Raw genomic sequence first — 21,236 nt, forward strand, 5'->3', positions numbered from 1 at the left:
CTGGCTATCTGTGATGTCCGTGCTGTAAAATTCTCGAATTATCATTAATTATGGTGAAAATTTTATTCTTTTCACCATTTTCCATTCTTCACCCTACTTTTCAAACACGCTCTTAAACATCGCCATAACAATTGCCAACATTTATTGTTTAACGTTGTCGAAAGTATGTGTCAGACTTGAAGTCGATGCTAGCTAAGATTTAAATCACTATGAACCGCCAGGGAACCTATCAAGGCAGTGACCAAGAAACGGAAGTTCGTCGTCTGAAAGAGTTGATGCCGGCTTCGGGGCGGATGCTAGTTAAACTCCAGGCCCAGCCGAAACAGTCCCGGGTAATTGATTGTGATTTTCCTAAGCCCTGGCAATTTGGCGATCGCCTGGTGAAAATTAATTTTAGTCTGTGGTGGGAGTTGACCATCCAGGAACGGGATTTGCTGATGCTGAGTGTGGTCTGTCGTTTGGTTAATATCCGTTGGTTCAAGCCAGATTTATACCAAGGGTTGACCGTGGCGGGGGCGATCGCCGTGGGGGTACAACTTTGGCAAAGGGATGGGGTAGGCATGGTGGTGGCCGGAGGATTAACGGCCTTAGCTGCTCAACAAATTTGGCGGGGTTACCAAAGCAATGAACGGGAAATCGAAGCTGACGCCCAAGCCCTCAAGGTAGCGGTACGTCGGGGCTACAACCAAAAAGAAGCCATCCAGGCCCTGTTAACGGCGATCGAAAACACGGCCAGGATTGAAAACCGCAGTACCCTCAGCTTTAATGAACTGTTGCGCTGTCAAAATTTACGCCTCATGCTCAACAGCCAGGCCAGCCCCGATCCTTCCCTATCCCGCAATTTCTAGGACGGGTTGGGCTTCCTTAATGGCCAAGATTTTTTTCATCACTTCCTCCACTACCTTGTCGGGGGTAGAAGCGCCGGAAGTCACCCCCACCGTAATTTTCCCCGCCGGTAGCCAGGGTTCCAACACTTCTAAATCCTTGCCCAGGGGCTTATGCTCCACCCGATTGCCCGGCCCAATGCGATCGCCGCTGTCAATGTGAACCGAAGGAATACCATGTTCCACCGCAATTTCTTGGAGATGGGTCGTATTAGAAGAATTAAAACCACCAATAACTACCATTAAGGACAAGTCTTCTTCAACTAAATCAAACATGGCATCCTGCCGTTCCTGGGTGGCATCGCAAATGGTATTAAAACTCATAAAGTGATTGTTCAACTCGATTGGGCCATATTTTTGCAACAGGGTTTTTTCAAACAATTTGCCAATCATTTCCGTTTCACTTTTCAGCATGGTGGTTTGGTTGGCGACCCCCAAACGAACTAAATCTTGGTCCGGGTCAAAACCAGCGGAATGGGCATTGGCGAAATAGTCTAAAAATTCCTGGCGATCGCCACCGTGGAGAATATAATCACAAACCTTTTGGGCTTCGGCCATATTCAAAACAATTAAATAGGTCCCAGCAAAGGAACTGGTGGCAATGGTTTCTTCGTGGTTATATTTGCCGTGGATGATGGAAGTATGCTCTTTCTTTTTATGTTTTTCCACCGAATTCCAAACTTTAGAAACCCAAGGACACGTAGTATCGACAATGGTACACTCCCGGTCGTTGAGTAGCTGCATTTCCTCCACACTGGCCCCGAAGGCGGGCAGAATCACCACGTCTCCCTTGGCCACGCCGCTAAAATCCTTTTCCCCGTTAACCACATCAATAAAATTCACTTCCATTTCCCGCAGTCGTTGATTCACCGAAGGATTATGGATAATTTCGTTGGTAATCCAGAGGCGATCGCCAGGGAAATGTTGACGGGTTTCGTAGGCCATGGCTACGGCTCGCTCCACGCCCCAGCAAAAACCGAAGGCCTCCGCCAACAGAATGGTGACATCCCCCCGCTCTAGGCGGTAATTATTCTGACGAATTTCCTGGATTAGGTGACTTTGGTATTCCGTATTCATTACCCCCATCACCTCTTCCCCATGGCCAAACCCCTTGCGATGGTAATTGTCGGAGTGGTGCAGAGACCGTTTAAAAGCTTTGGTATCCATAGAAAAACGAGAATGTCACCTGTATTATGTTGTTCCATTTTGCCATCCTCTCCCCCCAACCGCTAGACAAGCTCAAAGCCCATTGCCGTTGCTCGATTTTTCGGCCATGGGTAAAGCCCTGGGGGCCCGTTTGGTAGAATGGGCTAGCAATCTTGACTGAGCCTGGTTCCCAGACGTTCTGTTCCAACCTGCAGACTGTCTCTCTGGGGCTCCGTTGGGGAACATTTTCGGGCTTGATGGGGTTAACAATCCTATGCCGCGTTGACTATTTCTCTTATGAACTGGAAATTTTTCCCACACCCCTTCCTAGCCATGGCCGTCGGGGCTATCTTGGCTCCCTTCACCCCCGTCTCCGCCAGTACCTTCACCGAAACAGCGATCGATCAAACTGAGGTAATTGCAGTGGCCCGCCCCTATGGCGTCGAAACCACTAAGTATGACCTTTTGGTGATTGAACAGATTCCCGGTAAAAACAAATGTTGGGATGTCACCCCCGGAGCACCGGCCATGGTGGATCCCCTGCTGTTAAATTTTGACTTCACTGGCCACTGCCGCCGCGCCACAGACAGCAACGGCTATTCCATCCGCATCGATGGCCAGGACTATGGCTTGGATTACTTATTACGTCTTGTACCCAGGGGCAATGAATTAGTTTTGGTGGCCACTTCTCGCAACGGCCGCGGCCCCGAACTCGTAGTTGGTAGTACCAAGGGGATTGGCGCAGGTTTTATGCAGGTACAGCTCAACCCAGGCTGGCAGTTCACTAAACGCACCTACGAAGGTCAAGTTTTGGGGCACTACTACATTAGTGGCACCCAGGCCGCTATTTTGGGCGGAACCGCTGTTAGCCCTGTGGGCCCAGAGCCAATCACCCCAGAAAAACAAGAACTCATTGCCCCTGAGCCGGTTCAGACCTTGGAGAATAATCCTAACCCCACTCCAACAGAGGTAACGGAAACCGGGACGGAAATTATCATTAAGCAGGAAGTACCAGAAGTACCCGCTAATGAACAGTCCGGCATGGTGATGGAAGAAGAGAGTGTCAGCACTGTGACCGAAGAAAACTCCGTTGCCAAAGAAATGGAAACGGTTACTCCCAAACCGGCCCTTGTGGTTAAACCAAATCCTCCCCGACGCCGCACCCCCACCCCTGCGGATTTTCGCCCCTAGGAAATTTTCTTTTATTGATTTTTATTGCTTACCATGCCCTCTGCCGATACCCTGAGTCAGTTCGAAGTTTTTGACTACGATTTACCCGAAGACGTTTGCCAGCAGCTTTTGGCTTGCAAAGAAGTTGCGGTGGATACGGAAACCATGGGTTTAAATCCCCATCGGGACCGCCTCTGCTTGGTGCAAATTTGTGATCCAGAGGGCAATGTGACGGCTTTACGCATTGCCAAAGGCCAGGAGGAGGCCCCTAACCTGACCCGATTGATGGAAGACCCAGGTATCACTAAAATCTTCCATTTTGCTCGTTTCGACACGGCCCAACTAAAACACACCTTTGACATTAAAACTTATCCGATTTTTTGTACTAAAATTGCCAGCAAAATTGCCCGTACCTACACTTCCCACCATGGACTCAAAACGCTGGTGCAGGAATTGGTGGGAGTGGAATTGGATAAGTCTTCCCAATGTTCCGATTGGGGCAACGCGGCTAATTTGAGTAAGGCCCAATTGGCCTATGCTGCCAATGATGTACGTTATTTGATTCCCCTGCGCCATAAGTTAGAAAAAATGCTGGCCAGGGAGGATCGTTTACGGTTAGCCCAAAGGTGTTTCGAGTGTTTACCGGTGATGGTAACCCTTGATTTGGGTATGTATGGCAATGTGTTTGAGCATGGCGGCCCCGGTTAACTTGGGTTAAGAACGTTGAAATCTTAGGGCTTCGATGGACTGGGCAGTGAGGAAAATACCCAGAAAAATGTAGCTGGCAAATAACACACAGCTTTTACTATTGATTACTCCGTTAATTAAATCTTGGTAACTTTGGAAAAGGGAAAGGTAGGCGAAGACATCGGCGATCGCCCCGCCTAGGTTTTGGGCAAATACATCCATAATCCAAAGCATCAAAATTAAAACGAAGGTGAGAATGTAGGCAATTATCACGTTTTCCGTCAGAGAAGAAATGAACATGCCTAGGGAAAGCACCGCCGCCGCCACTAGAATTACCGCCCCATTGGCCACTAGCACTAAACCGCTTGGTAGGGGAGGATTAGCCGCAGAAAAGATAATGATTTGATAAATCCATAGGGGAACTAACAACACTGAGAAAAACAGTAATGCCCCCATTAATTTGCCCACCGCCACCACCCAATTGGTGACTGGGGAGGTGGCCAATAATTCCAGGGTGCCTCGCTTTCTTTCTTCTGCGTACAGTCCCATGGAAAGGGCAGGTAGTAGTACTAAAATCAACGAAATAATTAAGCCTAAATAACTAGAAAGAAAATCCCCCGCCACATCCACTGGCTCAGAAACCCCCGACTGCCGCAAAAACTCAACGTTGGAGATAATTTGACTGAGCATCAAAGAAAAGAAAATTCCCGACATTAACCAAAAAATGGCGGCAATGCCATAGGCAAAAGGAGAACCAAAATAACTTAGTAGCTCTTTACGGAGAATGGCGAGCAGATTGTACAGAGTGGTCATGGGAAGAGGAAAGTCTATAGTGGCAGAGTTTCCGGTGAGCTTGAGCTCTGTTTGCCGTGCTTATGCATGGCCATGGTTTACCGGATTGAATCTAGAATAGGGGGGTTAAAGCTCCCATGGATAAATTCAGCATAGTTTATGGTTCAAGTTGGTGCGGCGGCAATCAATCGGGTCGATGTGGCCGTCATTGGGGGAGGCATTGCTGGGGTGGCGATCGCCGAATATGTGGCCCGCCATACTAACCTGTCAGTGCAGTTGTTAGAACAAAATAGCCATTTGGGGGGGGATTCCTCCGGCAAATTGGAGGGTTGGTTCCATACGGGGGCCCTATATTCGGGCCAGGATGATGGTCAGACTTTTTTTAATTGCGTTAATGGGGTGGAGGATTTACTCAACCATTACAGCCATTATTTCGCGGGTCGCTGTAATTTGACCTTGGAGCAATTTGACCACGGTTACCGCCCCACAGTTACCGGCGCAGGTTGGTTCGACCCCAATCCCGTTTACCTGATCCATCCCCAACGCCACTCCCCAGAAATGCTCCAGTCCGGCCTCAAGGGGGATCGGGTGCAGTTGGAAATGCAGTTAAAGCGGGTGTTGGGTCGTTTGGAAATGGCCTATGGGCAGCAATTCAATTGGCGATCGCCGACGGGCAATGGAGCAGTGGCACCGGACTATGACCATTTGGAAAGTTATGAACAGCGGAGTTGCAGTCTATTAGGTCAGTCGGAAAAAATTAGTCACTATTGCCAACAATTTGACCTTAGCCATGGGGTAAAACCCAGTGACTATGCCCTGTTGAAAAGTTTAGATTGTGCCATGGATACCCAGGGGATTTTGCAGGATCTTACCGCCAGCGCCCTGGCCCACGGAACGGCGATCGCCACCGGAATTAATTTAGAACAAATTAATGTGGATCGTTATGGCCCAGTCAGGGTACAAAGTATCTTTTATCGAGATTGCCAAGGACAGCAACATTACCTTAAAGCCAAAGCGTTTATTTTTGCAGTGGGAGCAGGCTTTGAGCGCATTTTACCCACTCTACAGGTGCGAGCTAAGCTAAAACAAAGTCGCAGCACCATGGTGGTAGCTTACCCTGCCATTAGTTCCCATAATTTCGTGCGGATGTCCACTAAAAACTCCTACCATTTCAATCATTTTTTTCAAAGGGCAAATATTCCTGATTCTTCGGAATTTCTAAACTATTCCATGCTGGCAAATTCTGGTTACGTCAGTAACGAAAATGATTATTTAGCTAGTGGAGAAATTGAATTACTTTTGGATACGGCGGCACGGTATTTCAGCGAAGAAAATTTATATCAACGTCAACTCTGGAGTTACGATTGCGTTAAAACGGAGTTCATTAGTGACGATGCCCAAAAACGTCGCTATAGTTATTGGATTGAAGTTAATCCCCAGAGCAACTACCTTTGTGTGTTACCGGGTAAGTTTTCCTTTTTTCCTACAGTGGCGGTGCAAACTCTCAAGCAGTTAAAAACTATTCTCCCAACGGAGGAAGTTGACCGGAGCCATCGAGATTATAGCGCCCATTACCATCAAGCCCAAGCTCTCGTTGCCTCTCCCTATCCCCACCAATTATTAGCATCTTATTGGAAAAATAACGCTAATTCTTAGTTGTGGCATAGCAGGTTATTTAACAGTATTAATGGAAGTAGAATAATGTTAAAAACCGTTGCCATACAGGTCCAGGGAAGGGTGCAAGGAGTGGGTTTTCGTCCCTTTGTTTATACCCTTGCCCAGGAAATGGGACTGAATGGTTGGGTGAATAATTCCACTCAAGGAGCTACCGTTGTCATTACCGCCGACGAAAAGGCGATCGCCGACTTTACGGAGAGATTAACGAAGACATTACCTCCCCCTGGTTTGATTGAACAATTAGCCGTTGAACAGTTACCGCTGGAAAGTTTTACTAACTTTACTATCCGCCCCAGTAGTGATGGCCCTAAAACTGCGAGTATTTTACCCGATTTATCCACTTGTTCCGCCTGCTTAACAGAACTATTTGACCCTAGCGATCGCCGTTATCTTTACCCCTTTATTAACTGTACCCATTGCGGTCCCCGCTACACCATTATTGAAGCCCTACCTTACGACCGTTGTCGTACCACCATGGCTAGGTTTCGCCAATGTACCGACTGTGAAAGGGAATATAAGCAACCAGGCGATAGACGCTTCCATGCCCAACCTAATGCCTGTCCTCGCTGTGGCCCCCAACTGGCTTTTTGGAACCGACAAGGCCAAGTAATTGCAGAAGCAAATGAAGCTTTAAACTTTGCTGTAGATAATTTAAAAGTCGGCAATATTATCGCTATTAAAGGCTTAGGTGGCTTCCATTTGTGTTGTGATGCCACTGATTTTGAAGCTGTGGAAAAATTAAGATTAAGGAAACATCGACCGGATAAACCTTTGGCGGTAATGTATGGTAATCTTGGTCAAATTGTGGAGCATTACCAACCTAATAATCTAGAAGTTGAATTGTTACAAAGTGCCGCCGCCCCTATTGTGTTATTAAACAAAAAAAAACAATTAATTTTGGTGGAAAATATTGCCCCAGGCAACCCCCGAGTCGGCGTAATGTTAGCCTATACTCCTTTGCATCACTTATTACTAAAAAAATTAAAGAAACCCATGGTAGCTACCAGTGGTAACTTAGCTGGGGAGCAAATTTGCATTGATAATATTGACGCTTTAACCCGGTTACAAAATATTGCTGACGGTTTTCTCGTTCATGATCGCCCGATTGTTTGTCCAGTGGATGATTCCGTTGTCCAAATAGTAGCTGGGAAGCCATTATTTTTGCGTCGAGCCCGGGGTTACGCTCCTCAACCCATTACTTTACCAAAGCCTACTCAAAAAAAACTATTGGCGATGGGAGGTCATTATAAAAATACAGTGGCGATCGCCAAACAAAATCAAGCTTACGTCAGCCAACATTTGGGCGATTTGAATTCTGCTCCCACCTACCAAAATTTTGAAGAAGCCATTGCCCATTTAAGCCAGCTATACGATTTCTCTCCCCAGGAAATTGTTGCAGATTTACACCCTGATTATTTCAGTCATCAATATGCTGAAAACCAAGCTTTGCCTGTCACTTTTGTGCAGCATCACTATGCTCATATTTTAGCGGTTATGGCGGAACATGGAGTTATGGAGGAGTCCGTGTTAGGTATTGCTTGGGATGGCACTGGCTACGGCATGGACGGTACTATTTGGGGGGGAGAATTTTTAAAAATCACCCAAGGTACTTGGCAGAGAATTGCTCATCTACAACCATTTCATTTATTAGGTAATCAACAAGCCATTAAATATCCCCATCGGATTGCTTTGGCGTTGTTATGGCCCACTTTTGGTGATGATTTTTCTGCTGATTCTTTAGGAAATTGGTTGAATTTCAATAATGGGTTTAAAAACAAGATAAACAGCAGGTTAAATCAGGATCTAAACAACAAAAATTTACGTCAACTTTGGCAACGAGGGCAAGCACCGCTCACTTCGAGTATGGGAAGATTATTTGACGGTATTGCGACACTGATAGGATTGATTAACGAAGTAACTTTTGAAGGTCAGGCGGCCATAGCTCTGGAAGCTCAGATTATGCCAAATTTAACTGAGGAGTATTATCCTTTGACTCTAAACAACAAGGAAAAAAAATTAGCTGTTGATTGGCGCCCCTTAATTAAAGCTATAACCACAGAAGATAGAAGCAAAACTAACCTAATAGCCACTAAATTCCACAACAGTTTAGTAAATTTAATTATCACTATTGCCCAACAGCAGGGAATCGAAAAAGTTGCTCTGGGGGGAGGTTGCTTTCAAAATTGTTATTTGCTTGCCAGTACCATTACTGCCCTCAAAAAAGCTGGTTTTTCTCCTTTGTGGCCCAGAGAACTACCGCCCAACGACGGTGCCATTTGCATGGGTCAACTGTTAGCTAAAATTCAGGCTCGGCAATATATCTGTTAACTCAACTCTATCTAACCAAATTAATTTATTTTGGGCATGGGTAAAATTTCCTTAGCAATAAAATCTTGGTAGGCTTGTTGAGCGGCGGCCTGTTCAGCACTTTTTTTCGATGAACCACTACCACTACCCAATGGTTGATCGCCAAGCCAAACCGTTGCCTGAAAACCTGACTGTTGGGGCAAATTTTGATCCAGGGGTTCTACTCGGTATTCTGGTAAACATTTGTAGTGGGCTTGGGTCCATGCCTGCAAAGCTTCTTTATAGTTATGGAGGGCAGGATCTTGTCTAATTTCAGTGGCTTTGGCCAACAAATGTTCGCTTAACCAAGGGCGGATTAGGGATAAATCCCCCACACTAAGGTAAAGAGCTCCCAATAAGGCCTCAAAGCTATCCGCCATCAGGGAAACTCGCCCATTTTTGTCTGCCAGGACCGCCGGAGTAATCCAAAGAAATCGGTCTAGGCCATACAATTCTCCCCAACCGGCTAGGGTACGATCACTGACCAAAATCGCCCTCAGGGCAGACATTTCCCCCACTGAAGTCTGGGGATAATGTTTCATCAGCACTTCCGCTGAGGCTAACCGCACCACTGCATCCCCAACAAACTCCAATTGCTGGTAATTTTGTTCCGGGGACTGACTGGCATGGGTGAGGGCCAAATCCACTAGGTTCCAATCCACTGGGGTATTGTCAGTTAATCCCAACCGTCGCAGTAGGGCCTTCAACTGGGTTTGACGATGGGGAAGCAGAGACATGGAAGCTTAAAAGAGAGTGTAGATAAAGGGGGCGATCGCCGATCCTTGGGTGAAAACAATTAAGGCTCCCAGGAGAACGAGGGTTAAAATCAGGGGTAATAGCCAATATTTTTTTCTTTGCCGCAAGAAACCCCAAACATCCTGCAATAATTCAATAAATCCTTCCATAAGGTTACTTTTAAACGTTTATTAGCAATTTGTGGGTTAGTAGGGTTTTTGCAGATGGCTAATGTCCCGGGGACGACAAGGCGATCGATAGGTAACCTGCTGGGGCTCCAATTGGCGGGCCATGGTGTCCCTTTTGATTAATTTCATTACCAGAGCCATAGGAGTAACCACCAACGCAAAAATTAGGGTCAGGATGATGCGGCTGTTAATCCACCCTAAAACATGGCCAATTTTTAGCCATAGTTCATACACTGGGCCCAAACTACGGGGAGCCACTAGCCCCAGCCCTCCAAAGGCAAAGGCGATCGCCCAGGGCAATGGAGGTAATCCGTGGCCCTTTAGTAGGGGAATGAGCAGACCAAAGAGAAAGGCAATCATCCCGGCCATAATCCAGGCAAATTCCCGTAGTATTTTGACCGTGGGGGTAGTCTTAGTATTCGTCATAGCGCTCGGTTTAAGATCGCAATTTTGAGGTGGCTTGATATTAACAAACCTTTAGATAGTCTAGATTAAACTATTTTGCCAACCATGAACCTGCAAATATAACTTTTTGCCGAACAATATCCGGTCTCTAGTGGTCCCTATACCTTTTATCTGTATCTAATTTGAGCCTAAATAGCTTCTTCAGTACTTTTCTGCATAATCTTTTTAGCGTCTTCTTTGTATTTAATAATTCTTCAATTTGCCAATTCAATTTATCAATGGAATCCTGCAATTGCTGATTCTCTGTCTGTAAATGAGCGATAACATAATTGTTATTTTCAATCTCATTTTCTAAATGACAAACTAGATCATTAACCGCAATATTTTTCGCTTGTATTGTTTCTGCCATTGATGAATATTGATATTCTTGAACCTGACATTGCCTAAAATCTTGCCAGAGCGAAATAAAGTTATTTTTTTCTGCTTTATTTTTTGTGTCTGCAATTATTTCTAGACACAAATCACTAATTTTGCCGGCAGTTGTTGACCAGGGAAATTTTTTAGCTCGCTCTTTCCCTTTAGTAATTAGTTCGTTGCGAATTGCTTGATTTTGAACTTTTTCCAAGGCTTCAATCATTTCTCTTTTATTCTGACCATCGATATAAATAACTGCATCTTTCCCCACCTCTGGCAATGAAGAGTTATGGCAAGTGATTACTGGGCAACCGCAGGCCATAGCCTCAAGAATCGGCAAACCAAAGCCCTCGTACAAAGAAGGATAAACCAAGGCGATCGCCCCAGAGTAAAGAGCTTTTAATTCCTCATCTGTTGGTCGAATCAAACAAATATCAACATTGTTGGGTAGTGATGGCATTTCCCTTTGCAAATCTACATTGCCCCCCACGCAAACAATAGTTAACTTTTCAGGACTCTGCCAATGCTTTAACGCTTCAAATAAAATAGTGCCGTTTTTATATTGGTTTGCTCCCAAATGGGTACCGACTAGTAACAAATAGGAAGCATTGATAGCAAACTTTGTTTTAATTCCACTGATTTCTCGTGACTCTGCTGGATGGAATCCCTTATCAACGCCATTATGAATAACTGTTATCCGGGAAGGCTGGACCTCAGGATAAAATCGCATTAAGTCCTGGGCCGTATTGTTAGAAACCGCAATATATTGATTGGCATAGAGTATGGCATAGTTTTTTTCTCGCCACCAAAACTCCCTTAAATCCCAGCCCATTACCTCTGGAATCATGTCATGGATCATTAAAAGGGAAGGGGTAGATAGGGGCGTTGTGTAGTAAGTGGAAATGAATAGATCAGCATGGAATTGATCACAAATTTCCTGTAGCTTGGTGGAAAATAATGCTTCTTCTTGATAATTAAACGTTGGGAGATGATAGTATTGAGCCCCTTGCAACTGGGGAGCAGTATGACCTCGATCAATCAGAATAATATTTTCTATAAAACCTGAATCACACCATTGCGCCAAGACACTCCGCCACACCCTCGCAATCCCGGTATTGGCAATGTGAAAAAAAATACCATCAATAACAATTTTCATTGATTGTCAAGATTGAGAGGATGTTTGGCAATGCAATCAGGATTTTTACCAGCAAAAAAATTCCTTTGCAAACAAAATAAGCTGACAAAGGAATTTATGTGGTAATGATATCTTGAATTTTGGCCAATCGTTCTGGGAGTTAGCTAACAAATATCCCGAGATACCAGGTCTTAAAGATGGATTAGGATTTTGTTGAACTTATAGGACTCAAACCACTACTGTCGACCTTACCCAAGAGTGGAAAATCTTCATTAGAACAAGCCCAAGGTTAGGGACTTATCAATGGGGAAAGTTGCCCCAGCACCTAACCATAAAGCCGCCGCAGTGCCGAACAAGAAGACAGTCATGGCAATGGGACGACGGAAGGGGTTTTGGAATTTGTTCACACTTTCAATGAAAGGCACCAACATCAAACCAAGGGGAATGGCAGCCATACCGGCAATGCCCAAAAGTTTGTTGGGAAGAATGCGCAAAATTTGGAAAGTGGGGTACAGGTACCATTCAGGCAAAATTTCCAGAGGGGTCGCAAAGGGATCCGCTGGTTCACCGATCATGGCAGGGTCGAGGATCGCCAATCCGGCAATTAGCCCCAAAGCACCAAGGATGCAGATAGGAAACATGTAAAGAATGTCGTTGGGCCAGGCGGGCTCACCATAATAGTTGTGACCCATGCCTTTGGCAAGTTTGGCCCGTAAATCGGGATCGCTAAGATCCGGCTTTTTGATAATACTCATGGGGCAGAGGCTCCAAGTTAAGGTTTTTTAGAAGTTTTCTAGATTTTCTAATCTGTTCCAATCTTTAGCAATTTGGCAACGGTTTAAACGAAATTGCCCGATCAAACTCAGATCGGTGGGAAGACAGGAATTACAAAGGACCGGAAATGCCTTGTTTGCGGATCATCAGGAAGTGCAACAACAGCAACACGGCGATCGCCCAGGGAAGCACGAAGGTGTGGAGGCTGTAGAAGCGGGTCAAGGTAGCCTGACCAACGCTTTCACTACCTCGCATGAGGGTCACCAATTGATCCCCAACCACGGGAATAGCGGCCGGTACACCGGAAACGATTTTTACCGCCCAGTAACCCACCTGGTCCCAGGGAAGGGAGTAACCGGTTACACCAAAGGTGACAGTGGTGACGGCTAGCATTACACCCACAACCCAGGTCAATTCCCGGGGCTTCTTGAAACCACCGGTGAGGTAAACCCGAAAAACGTGGAGAATCATCATCAGCACCATCATGCTGGCGGACCAACGGTGAATGGAGCGAATCAGCCAACCAAAGTTGACTTCATTCATGATGTATTGGACAGAGGCGAAGGCTTCCGTGACCGTGGGTTTGTAGTAGAAGGTCATGGCGAACCCAGTGGCAAACTGGATCAGGAAGCAGGTCAGGGTCAGGCCCCCCAGACAGTAAAAAATATTGACGTGGGGAGGAACGTATTTGCTGGCAATGTCATCGGAGATGGCTTGCACTTCCAGACGATCATTGAACCATTGAAAAACTTTTGATTCGGTGACTTCTTTTGAAAACATTGAAGCTAGACTTCTCTTAAGGATCAGGGATGGAGGGGGTTGACTCCGGCGGAGCCGTAAAATCGCATATAATCAGCGTACTATGACGGTTTGACCAAGGGTGGAAAAGCTCCCAAACTTGGCAAAAATGAGAACTACTCATCACAAAATGTAACACAGCTTCAAGCCCTGGGGAAAGGGAAGTCCGGCTGTGATTCTGTTCTAAATTTTGCTCCTCTATCCATGCTCGCTAAATATTTTTCTGAACCCATTGATCGTGCGGCCCTCGGTTTGATCGGTGTCCTTAGTGCGGCGATCGCCGTGGTGGTGGTGGGTCATTACACCTGCCAGAACAACAATCAGTGTATATTTGCCAACCGTCCCAGGGTACAAAATTTTAGTTGGGGCGAGGCTGATCTGGGGGCGAAGGACAGGGCTTTTATCATCACCTTTGACCGTCCCATGGACCAACGGGAGGTGGAAAAGAATTTGGTCATTACCCCAGCCCTACCAGGAAAATTTAGTTGGGCGGGTCGTCGCATGGCCTATACCCTGGAAAATCCCATTCCCTACGGCACTGATTACGAACTGCAAATCACCAATGTGCGGGAACAGTATGCGGGTCACCACCAAGGGCAAATGATGGCCCCCTTCACCAGCAGTTTCCGTAGTCGAGACCGGGCCTTTGCTTACATTGGCACCCAAGGGATCGAGCAGGGACGGATTATTTTCTACAACCTGACTAAACAAAGGAAAACCATCCTCACCCCACCGGGACTGACTGTGGTGGATTTCCAATTCTTTGACGGGGGTAAAGGGATTCTGTTTGCCGCCGCTGAAATTCAATTGGGCTTTGAGGGGCTCCGGCAACTACAGCTATACCAAGTGCCCGTGGTGGAGAATGACAATCCCCAAGAGTTGCCCAAACCGACTTTGGTGCTGGATAACCAGGGATTTCAGAACAATCAATTCGACGTAAGCGAAGACGGTAAATCCATTGTGGTGCAGAGGGTCAACCGTGAAAATCCCGCTGACTTTGACCTCTGGATGCTCAAAAACCAGCAAAAGCCTGAGCGTCTGAAGGTACAGGGCGGAGACTTTCAAATCGCCCCGGATAATCAGTCCTTGGCCGTGGCTCGGGGGGAAGGCATCGGTATTTTGCCCCTCCAACCGGATGCAAAACCATTGGATTTTCTGCCCAAATTCGGTCAACTGTTAACTTTTTCCAGCGATGGTAGCGCCGCCGCTCTGGTGAATTTCAATACGGAAGATGCCCAAAAACGCTTCCAAAGAACCCTTTTCTTTGTCAATAACCTTGGGGTGCAAAAGGAATTAGTGGATACGGACGGCTCCATTGTCAGTTGTGAATTTGGTCGCAATAACCAAACCCTGTACTGTCTGCTAACCAAGCTTTTGCCGGGGGATGAATACATTGAAGAGCCTTATTTTGTCCAAATTAACGTCAACAGCGGTGAAGTTTTTCCCCTGCTTAAGTTGCAGGATTACCGGGACACCCAAATGAGCCTTTCCCCTGACGGTTTGGCTCTGTTATTTGACCAGGTAATTATCGATCCCGAAACCCCGGCTGATAGCCGTCTTAACACCGACACCGGGGAGGCGATCGCCGATAGTCAGTTATGGTTGCTCATACCGCCCTTAAGGCCAGAGTTAGGGCAACAGGCGGAACTCAAGGCTCTTTCCCTGATGGGCTTTCGTCCTCTGTGGGCTCCTTAGGGGAAGATGGCTTCTGTCTGGCCTGGCAATGCTGTTCTATTCTTTCCAGAGCTGGGAAAATTGGGCCTAGCCAGCGGCGGTAAATATCCCGGGAATTGGGGGAGGTCACAACTCGGTTAACCAAATTTTCCCATTCCGGCTGATCGGCGGGCAAAATCAGCCCATAGCCCTGACAATCCAGGGGATAGGGGGGATAAAGGCGATAACTCCGCCCTAGAGGAATGTCCAGCACTAGGGCTTCTCCAAACAGCAAAATGCCATCACCGGCAAAAGCATCAATGCGCCCCTGCATAAGAGCTTCTACCCCCAAACGCCGTGCTGTAAAACCCTGAAAATTAATCAGTTCTGCTTCGGGATAACGGGCCGCTAAAAATTCACTGTTACTGGTACCGCCCAAGACTCCGATTCTCTCCCCGCGCAAATCACCATCACTGTCAAATGACCCCAGGCGATCGGCGGGAATTAAAAATTGGGTTCCTGTGACGAAAAAAGGCCGGGAAAAGGTGATGGGCAATGGTAGGTCACGGCGGATGGTGTTGGGGCCACACTCCACCACCACTACTTTTTCGGCCACCAGGTTATAGCGATTGAACAAACTGGACTGATAAAACTTTACCAGTAGAGGTTGACCCCCGAGGGTGGCAGATACCTCTGCTTGTAACGCTTGGATAAAGTCCACACAAATGCCTGTCCATTGATTGGCAGGGCCGTCCCGAAAACCAAAGGGCACTGAGTCGTCTCGAATCGCTACCTCGAGTAAGCCAGTGGATTTAATGGATTCCAACACCGTTTCAGCCTGGACAGGGGGCACCACAAGACTCTGTAAAGCCCAGGCTGATAGAGTCAGTAGGGGACGCAGAATGGGAAAAGATTTTGGCTGGGGGAGACGGGATCCACTGGAATTGCTCATTGCCAATTATCCAAAAGATCTTTAAACAGAGCTTCTTCAATCCAGGTTTTTAAAACCACCGTCAGGGGTAGGGCTAGGATCAAACCTAAAAGTCCGAATATGCTGGCAAAAAATAGTTGGGCGATGAGGGTGACCGCGGGCAGCAGGGAAACTTGCTTGGCCATAACAATGGGGGTCAGCCAATAGCTTTCCACATTTTGAATGAGGAAATAGAGAATTAGTACGGCAATGATTTTCCAGGGGGCGTCCAGCACAGCAATCATCAGGGGAAATACCACACTGGCGGCGGGGCCAATGTTAGGAATGAAATTTAAAATTCCCGCCATCAAAGCATGGACTAGGACTAATTTAATTTGCAATATCCATAACCCAATGCCGCTGAGACTGGCGATAAAAAAAGAGTTAATGACAATGCCCGTGAGCCAATTGCCCAGGGAAGATTCTGATTGGGTCAGGATTTCGTCGGCCCGGCGGCGGTAAAAGGAGGGAAATAATTTTAGGGTGCCCTGTCGATAGGCTTGGGGAGAAAGCAACATCATCACGGCGATCGCCAGGATGAAGATTATTTGCAGGACAGCGGTGACGGAATTGGAAAATAGGTTAATCAGGGAACTAAGGGCATTGGCCCCCAGGGCGGAAATGGAGTCCGGCAGATCATCGACGGAAAAAGCTTGGCTAAAAAATTTCACCTCCATCCGGTCGTGCCAGTCTTCAAAAAAATTCTCCAGGCGATCGCCAACTTTAGGCAGGGAACCGATGAGAATTTGCAGTTGTTCCCAAAAAGGGGGAATAACTAACAGAAAAAATAAAACCACCGCCACTGTGACGGTGATCAGGGTAATAGCTAGGGCCAGAGGCCGTTTAATTCCCCAGGTTTGTAATTGTTTAACTAAACGATTGAGGGCAGTGCTCAGCACAATGGCCAGGAAAAGCAGTAACAACAGTTGGCGGATTTCCCAAGCCACATAGGCCGCCATTGCCAAACAAGCTAAACCTAACCACTGACTAAGCTTCATCACACCCGTCAATCAATCTACTCAGGGCTGAAAATTAACAATGCGGGCAAAGCTCTGGGGTTCCAGACTAGCTCCTCCCACCAAGGCTCCATCAATTTCCGGTTGGGCCATAATTTCATCCACATTGTTGGCATTGACCGAACCGCCATACTGGATGGTGACCTGGGAATTAGTTAACTGTTCCCGAATCAGCCCAATAACCCGATTGGCTTCCGTTGCCGCACAGGTGTCCCCTGTACCAATGGCCCAAATCGGCTCGTAGGCGATGACTAGGTTAGATTGATCCACATTCACCAAGCCTTTTTTCACTTGGTCAACGATAACCTGTTCCGTTTCTCCGGCATCCCGTTGCGCCTTACTTTCCCCCACACACAGAATGGGAATTAAGCCCGCCTTTTGGGCCGCCAATACTCTCAAATTGGCAGTTTCGTCCGTTTCCCCAAAATATTGCCGTCGTTCACTGTGGCCGATAACCACATAATGAATACCGATTTCCGTCAACATAGCCGCTGAAATTTCCCCTGTGTAGGCCCCACTCGCTTCCCAATGGACATTTTGTGCCCCTAGGCGGACCCTACCGCCATGGAGTTGTTGGGACATGCCGCTCAAATCGGTGAAAGGAACACACAACACCACCTCACGACTTTCCGCCGCATCTTCGATTAAAGGTTTAAACCCCTGCAAAAACGCTTGGGCCTCCGCCTGCGTCTTATGCATTTTCCAATTGCCCGCAATAATGATTTTTCGCACGATTCCAATCTTTAACGATGAAGGTCACAACAAAATTTGCCAACCCCCAGTTTACGTCGTCCGGGGTCGTCACCATTAACCAACGAGGAACTAACCCCCAAACTCAACTGCTTGAAGCCGAATTAATGCCGCCCTGGCTTTCAATCTAGTCCAATCGAGAAGATAAACTGGAATTAGTTCCGGCACTGGTGGAAAAAATCATGAGCGAACAAAAATCATCTTCGTCCCTGACCGGCTTTGCTCTGGCCGCTCTGATGGTGGCATTGGTTGGCACCGGCTTTGCCTTCTGGACTGGATTTAATCTTTCCCAACGTTCCCCCACGGTCACAGTGGACCCCGATAAGCCCGACAAGGCCGTCCCTGGGCAAGCACAAATTTACTGGCTTAACAACAATGACACGGCGATCGCCTTTGTGCCCCAAAACATTCCCCCCAACAATGATCCACCAGAAGTACAGACGGAACGAGCCCTGAAAACCCTATTAGCCGCTCCTGACAGCGACATTTCCGCCATTCCCCCCAATACCAGCCTTCTGAGCCTCACCAAAACCGCCACCGGCATCAACGTTGACCTATCAGCCCAATTCACCGCAGGGGGAGGGAGTCAAAGTATGATTGCCAGACTGGGACAAATTATTTACACCGCTACCAGTACAGACCCCAATCTTCCTGTTCGTTTACTAGTGGAGGGAGAACCTCTAACAGTACTAGGAGGAGAAGGGTTAATGATTGCCCAGCCCATCACCCGCAAGCAATTTGAAACGGATTTTATGCCCCCTGATCGTTGACAATTATGGTCATGGTCTGCTCATCTATGGTGAGGACAGTCGGAATTATCACGGTTTTAGTTGGTAAGAATAACCCCATTTACCTAGATTCAGACTGGACCTTATCAGTCCGGACACCCTGTCTTTAAAAGCCGAAAGCCCTGCAATGTCCTCCTCCTCTGAACTTGGTAATGCGTCTTCTGTGCCGTTGCAGTTTTTACTGTTCATCGATGATCGCCCCAACTCCCAAGACAGTGTGCAGGAAATTGGTCAATGCCTGACTAACCTGTTGGATGGACACAGCCATGACCTCCAAATTCTGCAAATCAGTAAACATCCCCACCTCGTAGAGCATTTTCGTCTGGTCGCCACCCCCTCCTTGATTAAACTACAACCAGAACCACGGCAGGTTTTAGCTGGCAGTAATATCATCCAACAATTGCAAAAATGGTGGCCCCGCTGGCAACAGGAATTGGCGATGGATCCTAACCCAGAGGATACGGGGCAATCCCCCAGTTGTCCCCGGGAAATTTCCTCCGTGGGTTATTCCGGGGAACTGATGAAAATGTCCGACGAACTTTTTCTGCTGAAGAAAGATAAGGAAGAATTGCTCCAACAAATACAGTTCAAGGATCAGATTCTGGCCATGTTGGCCCACGATTTACGCAGTCCCCTCACCGCCGCCTCCATTGCCGTTGATACCTTGGAATTGTTACAACACAAACCCATCGAAGAACAGAAACCTGCCCTCAGAAGTCAACTATTGTATCAAGCTCGCAAGCAGTTCAAAATTATGGACCGCTTAATTGAAGACATTTTACAGGCTTCTAAAAATCTTAATTCTCAGTTTCAAGTTCACGGTCGTCCCCTGGCGATCGCCGATCTTTGCCAAGAAGTTCTGGAATTGTACCAAGCAAAATTTAGCAAAAAAAATCTCACCATTACCTACGATATTCCCAAAGACTTACCAAATGTTTTTGCCGATGAGGAATTAATTCGCCAAGTAATTGCCAATCTTTTAGATAACGCTATCAAGTACACTCCTGCCCATGGTTCCATTACCGTGGGAGCTCTCCATCGTACTACCCAAAAAGTTCAGGTCAGCATCACTGACAACGGCCCCGGCATTCCCAATTCCAAACAAGAAACCATTTTTGAGGGACACTTTCGACTGCAACGGGATGAACAGACCGATGGCTATGGTTTAGGTTTATCTCTCTGTCGCAAAATTATCCAGGCCCACTACGGCCAAATTTGGGTGGACAGTCGCCCCAAACAGGGTAGTTCTTTTCACTTTACGTTGCCTGTTTACCGTTGACCCCCCAACCAGTTATCGGCGGATTTTGAAGCATTTTGACTCAATGGCAGGCAGGGAACATTTTATTGAAGTTCCAACGCCCAGCCAGATCTAAAGTAGACCGATAATGGCTTTAGCCGCCGCTTCCCCAGTACGAATTGCACCATCAAAAAAGCCAGCCCAGCGGGGGGCTATTTCCGTCCCGGCCCAATGAATACGACCTACAGGGGCGCTCAGGGCTTGGCCAAAACTTGTCCAGACTCCGGGAGGCATAAAGGCGGCATACCCTCCCCCAACCCATTGTTCACTGGGCCAATCAACTTCATCGTAGGTCTCAGGAGATAAAGCTTCCTCGCCAAAGTACAGAGCCAGATCTGACAGTACTCCTTGACGGCGTTCCGCTTCGCCCATGGCAATCCATTTTCCATACCGATCGCCAACTACGAAGGAAGCAATTACTCCCACTCCCGTGGTTGGATCGGAACTATCAGCACATAATTCGATCCAGGTGGTGTTACCCAAGCCAATACCGGCTAAACCTTTCTCCCGCCAAAAAGGGCGATCGTAGGAAATCAAAAGCTTACAGCAGGTGCCCATGGGTACTCTTTGGGTGAGTTGCTGGCGGAGAGGAGGCATGGGGGGACTATAGGTAATTCTTCCGGCCAAATGGGGCGGGGTTGCCACAATGGCGAATTTTCCCTGATATTTTCCTGTTGTAGTGGTCACCTCTACCCCTTTGTCGTCCTGGGCAATGTGTATGACCGGTTCCCCTAAGAGGATGGAATTCCCCAATTCAGCGGCAATTTTTTGAGGAATTTGTCCCGCCCCACCATGTAATAGTTCTGCTTCTGGATTTTCCCCTTGGGAGGCAGATTTATGGCCCCATAGGATGTGCAAAAGAGATACCTGAGAAGGCTCGGCGGGGCCTAAAAACCCCACAGCACGACACATATAGGAAAAATACCAATGGCCGAATGCTGTATGGGTATTTTCTTTAATCCAATCGGCAAAGGTTTGACTGTCTAACTTTTTGTTTTCTGGCGTAGCTTCGGGATGTTGCTCGTCCAGACTTTGGGCAAGGGTATTAAATTTTTCCCATGCCACCATGGCATCATTCCATTCATCAGAGCTTATTTTCGGCGCTTCCCCTTGGAACACTCCTTGAAAAAAACCATCAAACTCGTAACGTTTCCCATCAAATAACAATACCTTTAAGCCATCAGCAGGACTGGGAAAACGTTCTATGTTGTATTCATTAAGCAAGGCCAGAAAACGATCCTGGGTAGGGCCCACCCATTGGCCTCCCCGGTCAATCCATTGTCCCGATGGCAAATATTCTCCATACATTCTGCCCCCCAAGCGTTCCTGGGCTTCAATAACTAAGACAGAATAGTTAACCCGAGATAAATTACGGGCCGCGATCAATCCCGACAACCCTGAGCCGACAATTATGCAATCACAGGACGAGGATGGGGCCATTAGAGCACAGGGAGGATTTAAATTAGTTTTGCCTGATCGTATCACCACCCATCGCTCATCATTACAAATCTCATAAACCTCCAGCTCTGCGCCCAAATATGCTCCTCTGTGGAACTTTGACCGGGGGAATAGAGTTTAATAGTCTTGTGAGAGGCCCGAGCACAACTTTCT

20 protein-coding genes are annotated in these 21,236 nt (G+C 47.2%); 8 read left to right on the forward strand and 12 right to left on the reverse strand.

Annotated features, from left to right (window positions below):
- Positions 1-209 precede the first annotated feature (209 nt).
- The gene (locus tag H6G46_RS11150; protein ID WP_010873389.1) at positions 210-848 is read left to right on the forward strand and encodes a DUF3318 domain-containing protein; all 639 of its coding nucleotides are present in this window, start codon (positions 210-212) and stop codon (positions 846-848) included.
- Here H6G46_RS11150 and H6G46_RS11155 read toward each other — a convergent pair.
- Positions 831-2,051: a 4-hydroxy-3-methylbut-2-enyl diphosphate reductase gene (locus H6G46_RS11155; protein WP_010873388.1), complete on the reverse strand. Its 1,221-nt coding sequence runs from the start codon at positions 2,049-2,051 to the stop codon at positions 831-833. The genes H6G46_RS11150 and H6G46_RS11155 overlap by 18 nt on opposite strands.
- Positions 2,052-2,363: 312 nt before the next feature.
- Here H6G46_RS11155 and H6G46_RS11160 point away from each other — a divergent pair, with 312 nt between their 5' ends.
- Together H6G46_RS11160 and H6G46_RS11165 are read left to right on the forward strand one after the other, a co-directional pair.
- Positions 2,364-3,221, forward strand: coding sequence for a DUF3747 domain-containing protein (locus H6G46_RS11160; protein ID WP_020862182.1), 858 nt, complete (start codon positions 2,364-2,366; stop codon positions 3,219-3,221).
- 33 nt (positions 3,222-3,254) lie between these two features.
- Positions 3,255-3,908: a ribonuclease D gene (locus H6G46_RS11165; protein ID WP_010873386.1), complete on the forward strand. Its 654-nt coding sequence runs from the start codon at positions 3,255-3,257 to the stop codon at positions 3,906-3,908.
- 6 nt (positions 3,909-3,914) lie between these two features.
- Here the strand turns inward: H6G46_RS11165 and H6G46_RS11170 are convergent, their stop codons facing one another.
- Complete coding sequence (locus H6G46_RS11170; protein WP_010873385.1) at positions 3,915-4,700, reverse strand: ABC transporter permease; 786 nt, start codon at positions 4,698-4,700, stop codon at positions 3,915-3,917.
- A 138-nt stretch (positions 4,701-4,838) separates the two neighbouring features.
- Here H6G46_RS11170 and H6G46_RS11175 point away from each other — a divergent pair, with 138 nt between their 5' ends.
- Together H6G46_RS11175 and hypF are read left to right on the forward strand one after the other, a co-directional pair.
- Positions 4,839-6,335, forward strand: a complete 1,497-nt coding sequence (locus H6G46_RS11175) for an FAD-dependent oxidoreductase (protein WP_010873384.1) — start codon at positions 4,839-4,841, stop codon at positions 6,333-6,335.
- Positions 6,336-6,380: 45 nt separating this feature from the next.
- Positions 6,381-8,684: a carbamoyltransferase HypF gene (gene hypF / locus H6G46_RS11180; protein ID WP_010873383.1), complete on the forward strand. Its 2,304-nt coding sequence runs from the start codon at positions 6,381-6,383 to the stop codon at positions 8,682-8,684.
- A gap of 20 nt (positions 8,685-8,704) precedes the next feature.
- On the opposite strand, the gene rnc is transcribed toward hypF, so the two are convergent.
- From rnc to petB, 6 genes are all read right to left on the reverse strand, one after another.
- Positions 8,705-9,439 (reverse strand): ribonuclease III, encoded by a 735-nt coding sequence (gene rnc / locus H6G46_RS11185; protein ID WP_010873382.1) that lies wholly within the window; start codon positions 9,437-9,439, stop codon positions 8,705-8,707.
- 6 nt (positions 9,440-9,445) lie between these two features.
- Positions 9,446-9,607, reverse strand: a complete 162-nt coding sequence (locus tag H6G46_RS11190) for a DUF5989 family protein (protein ID WP_020862183.1) — start codon at positions 9,605-9,607, stop codon at positions 9,446-9,448.
- Positions 9,608-9,643: 36 nt separating this feature from the next.
- Positions 9,644-10,051, reverse strand: coding sequence for an SxtJ family membrane protein (locus H6G46_RS11195; protein WP_010873381.1), 408 nt, complete (start codon positions 10,049-10,051; stop codon positions 9,644-9,646).
- Between the two features lie 127 nt (positions 10,052-10,178).
- Complete coding sequence (locus tag H6G46_RS11200) at positions 10,179-11,600, reverse strand: glycosyltransferase (RefSeq protein ID WP_010873380.1); 1,422 nt, start codon at positions 11,598-11,600, stop codon at positions 10,179-10,181.
- A 251-nt stretch (positions 11,601-11,851) separates the two neighbouring features.
- Positions 11,852-12,334: a cytochrome b6-f complex subunit IV gene (gene petD / locus H6G46_RS11205; protein WP_010873379.1), complete on the reverse strand. Its 483-nt coding sequence runs from the start codon at positions 12,332-12,334 to the stop codon at positions 11,852-11,854.
- 130 nt (positions 12,335-12,464) lie between these two features.
- Positions 12,465-13,133, reverse strand: coding sequence for a cytochrome b6 (gene petB / locus H6G46_RS11210; RefSeq protein ID WP_010873378.1), 669 nt, complete (start codon positions 13,131-13,133; stop codon positions 12,465-12,467).
- Between the two features lie 222 nt (positions 13,134-13,355).
- On the opposite strand from petB, the gene H6G46_RS11215 reads away from it, so the two are divergent.
- The gene (locus H6G46_RS11215) at positions 13,356-14,846 is read left to right on the forward strand and encodes an Ig-like domain-containing protein (RefSeq protein ID WP_010873377.1); all 1,491 of its coding nucleotides are present in this window, start codon (positions 13,356-13,358) and stop codon (positions 14,844-14,846) included.
- Here H6G46_RS11215 and H6G46_RS11220 read toward each other — a convergent pair.
- The 3 genes from H6G46_RS11220 to tpiA are packed head-to-tail and all read right to left on the reverse strand — an operon-like array spanning position 14,800 to position 17,522.
- Positions 14,800-15,756: an amino acid ABC transporter substrate-binding protein gene (locus H6G46_RS11220; RefSeq protein WP_010873376.1), complete on the reverse strand. Its 957-nt coding sequence runs from the start codon at positions 15,754-15,756 to the stop codon at positions 14,800-14,802. The two genes, H6G46_RS11215 and H6G46_RS11220, sit on opposite strands and share 47 nt — an antisense overlap.
- Positions 15,753-16,772, reverse strand: coding sequence for an AI-2E family transporter (locus H6G46_RS11225; protein ID WP_041425834.1), 1,020 nt, complete (start codon positions 16,770-16,772; stop codon positions 15,753-15,755). The genes H6G46_RS11220 and H6G46_RS11225 overlap by 4 nt, the downstream gene beginning before the upstream one ends.
- Before the next feature lie 21 nt (positions 16,773-16,793).
- Positions 16,794-17,522 carry a triose-phosphate isomerase gene (gene tpiA, locus H6G46_RS11230; protein ID WP_010873374.1) on the reverse strand — a complete coding sequence of 243 codons (729 nt, stop codon included), beginning with the start codon at positions 17,520-17,522 and terminating at the stop codon, positions 16,794-16,796.
- A 200-nt stretch (positions 17,523-17,722) separates the two neighbouring features.
- On the opposite strand from tpiA, the gene H6G46_RS11235 reads away from it, so the two are divergent.
- Both H6G46_RS11235 and H6G46_RS11240 read left to right on the forward strand, forming a co-directional pair.
- On the forward strand, positions 17,723-18,310 hold the full coding sequence (locus H6G46_RS11235) for a GerMN domain-containing protein (protein WP_020862186.1): 588 nt from the start codon (positions 17,723-17,725) through the stop codon (positions 18,308-18,310).
- A 145-nt stretch (positions 18,311-18,455) separates the two neighbouring features.
- Positions 18,456-19,607: a histidine kinase gene (locus H6G46_RS11240; RefSeq protein ID WP_010873372.1), complete on the forward strand. Its 1,152-nt coding sequence runs from the start codon at positions 18,456-18,458 to the stop codon at positions 19,605-19,607.
- Between the two features lie 90 nt (positions 19,608-19,697).
- Here the strand turns inward: H6G46_RS11240 and H6G46_RS11245 are convergent, their stop codons facing one another.
- Positions 19,698-21,113: an L-amino acid dehydrogenase gene (locus H6G46_RS11245; protein ID WP_010873371.1), complete on the reverse strand. Its 1,416-nt coding sequence runs from the start codon at positions 21,111-21,113 to the stop codon at positions 19,698-19,700.
- Between the last annotated feature and the right edge of the window lie 123 nt (positions 21,114-21,236).

This window comes from Synechocystis sp. FACHB-908 (assembly GCF_014698595.1).
In the GTDB taxonomy this organism is placed as follows: Bacteria; Cyanobacteriota; Cyanobacteriia; order Cyanobacteriales; family Microcystaceae; genus Synechocystis.

Coding starts and splice junctions, on each gene's coding strand:
- H6G46_RS11150 (WP_010873389.1), top strand. CDS start 210: ATGAACCGCCAGGGAACCTATCAAGGCAGTGACCAAGAAACGGAAGTT.
- H6G46_RS11155 (WP_010873388.1), bottom strand. CDS start 2,051: ATGGATACCAAAGCTTTTAAACGGTCTCTGCACCACTCCGACAATTAC.
- H6G46_RS11160 (WP_020862182.1), top strand. CDS start 2,364: ATGGCCGTCGGGGCTATCTTGGCTCCCTTCACCCCCGTCTCCGCCAGT.
- H6G46_RS11165 (WP_010873386.1), top strand. CDS start 3,255: ATGCCCTCTGCCGATACCCTGAGTCAGTTCGAAGTTTTTGACTACGAT.
- H6G46_RS11170 (WP_010873385.1), bottom strand. CDS start 4,700: ATGACCACTCTGTACAATCTGCTCGCCATTCTCCGTAAAGAGCTACTA.
- H6G46_RS11175 (WP_010873384.1), top strand. CDS start 4,839: ATGGTTCAAGTTGGTGCGGCGGCAATCAATCGGGTCGATGTGGCCGTC.
- hypF (WP_010873383.1), top strand. CDS start 6,381: ATGTTAAAAACCGTTGCCATACAGGTCCAGGGAAGGGTGCAAGGAGTG.
- rnc (WP_010873382.1), bottom strand. CDS start 9,439: ATGTCTCTGCTTCCCCATCGTCAAACCCAGTTGAAGGCCCTACTGCGA.
- H6G46_RS11190 (WP_020862183.1), bottom strand. CDS start 9,607: ATGGAAGGATTTATTGAATTATTGCAGGATGTTTGGGGTTTCTTGCGG.
- H6G46_RS11195 (WP_010873381.1), bottom strand. CDS start 10,051: ATGACGAATACTAAGACTACCCCCACGGTCAAAATACTACGGGAATTT.
- H6G46_RS11200 (WP_010873380.1), bottom strand. CDS start 11,600: ATGAAAATTGTTATTGATGGTATTTTTTTTCACATTGCCAATACCGGG.
- petD (WP_010873379.1), bottom strand. CDS start 12,334: ATGAGTATTATCAAAAAGCCGGATCTTAGCGATCCCGATTTACGGGCC.
- petB (WP_010873378.1), bottom strand. CDS start 13,133: ATGTTTTCAAAAGAAGTCACCGAATCAAAAGTTTTTCAATGGTTCAAT.
- H6G46_RS11215 (WP_010873377.1), top strand. CDS start 13,356: ATGCTCGCTAAATATTTTTCTGAACCCATTGATCGTGCGGCCCTCGGT.
- H6G46_RS11220 (WP_010873376.1), bottom strand. CDS start 15,756: ATGAGCAATTCCAGTGGATCCCGTCTCCCCCAGCCAAAATCTTTTCCC.
- H6G46_RS11225 (WP_041425834.1), bottom strand. CDS start 16,772: ATGAAGCTTAGTCAGTGGTTAGGTTTAGCTTGTTTGGCAATGGCGGCC.
- H6G46_RS11235 (WP_020862186.1), top strand. CDS start 17,723: ATGAGCGAACAAAAATCATCTTCGTCCCTGACCGGCTTTGCTCTGGCC.
- H6G46_RS11240 (WP_010873372.1), top strand. CDS start 18,456: ATGTCCTCCTCCTCTGAACTTGGTAATGCGTCTTCTGTGCCGTTGCAG.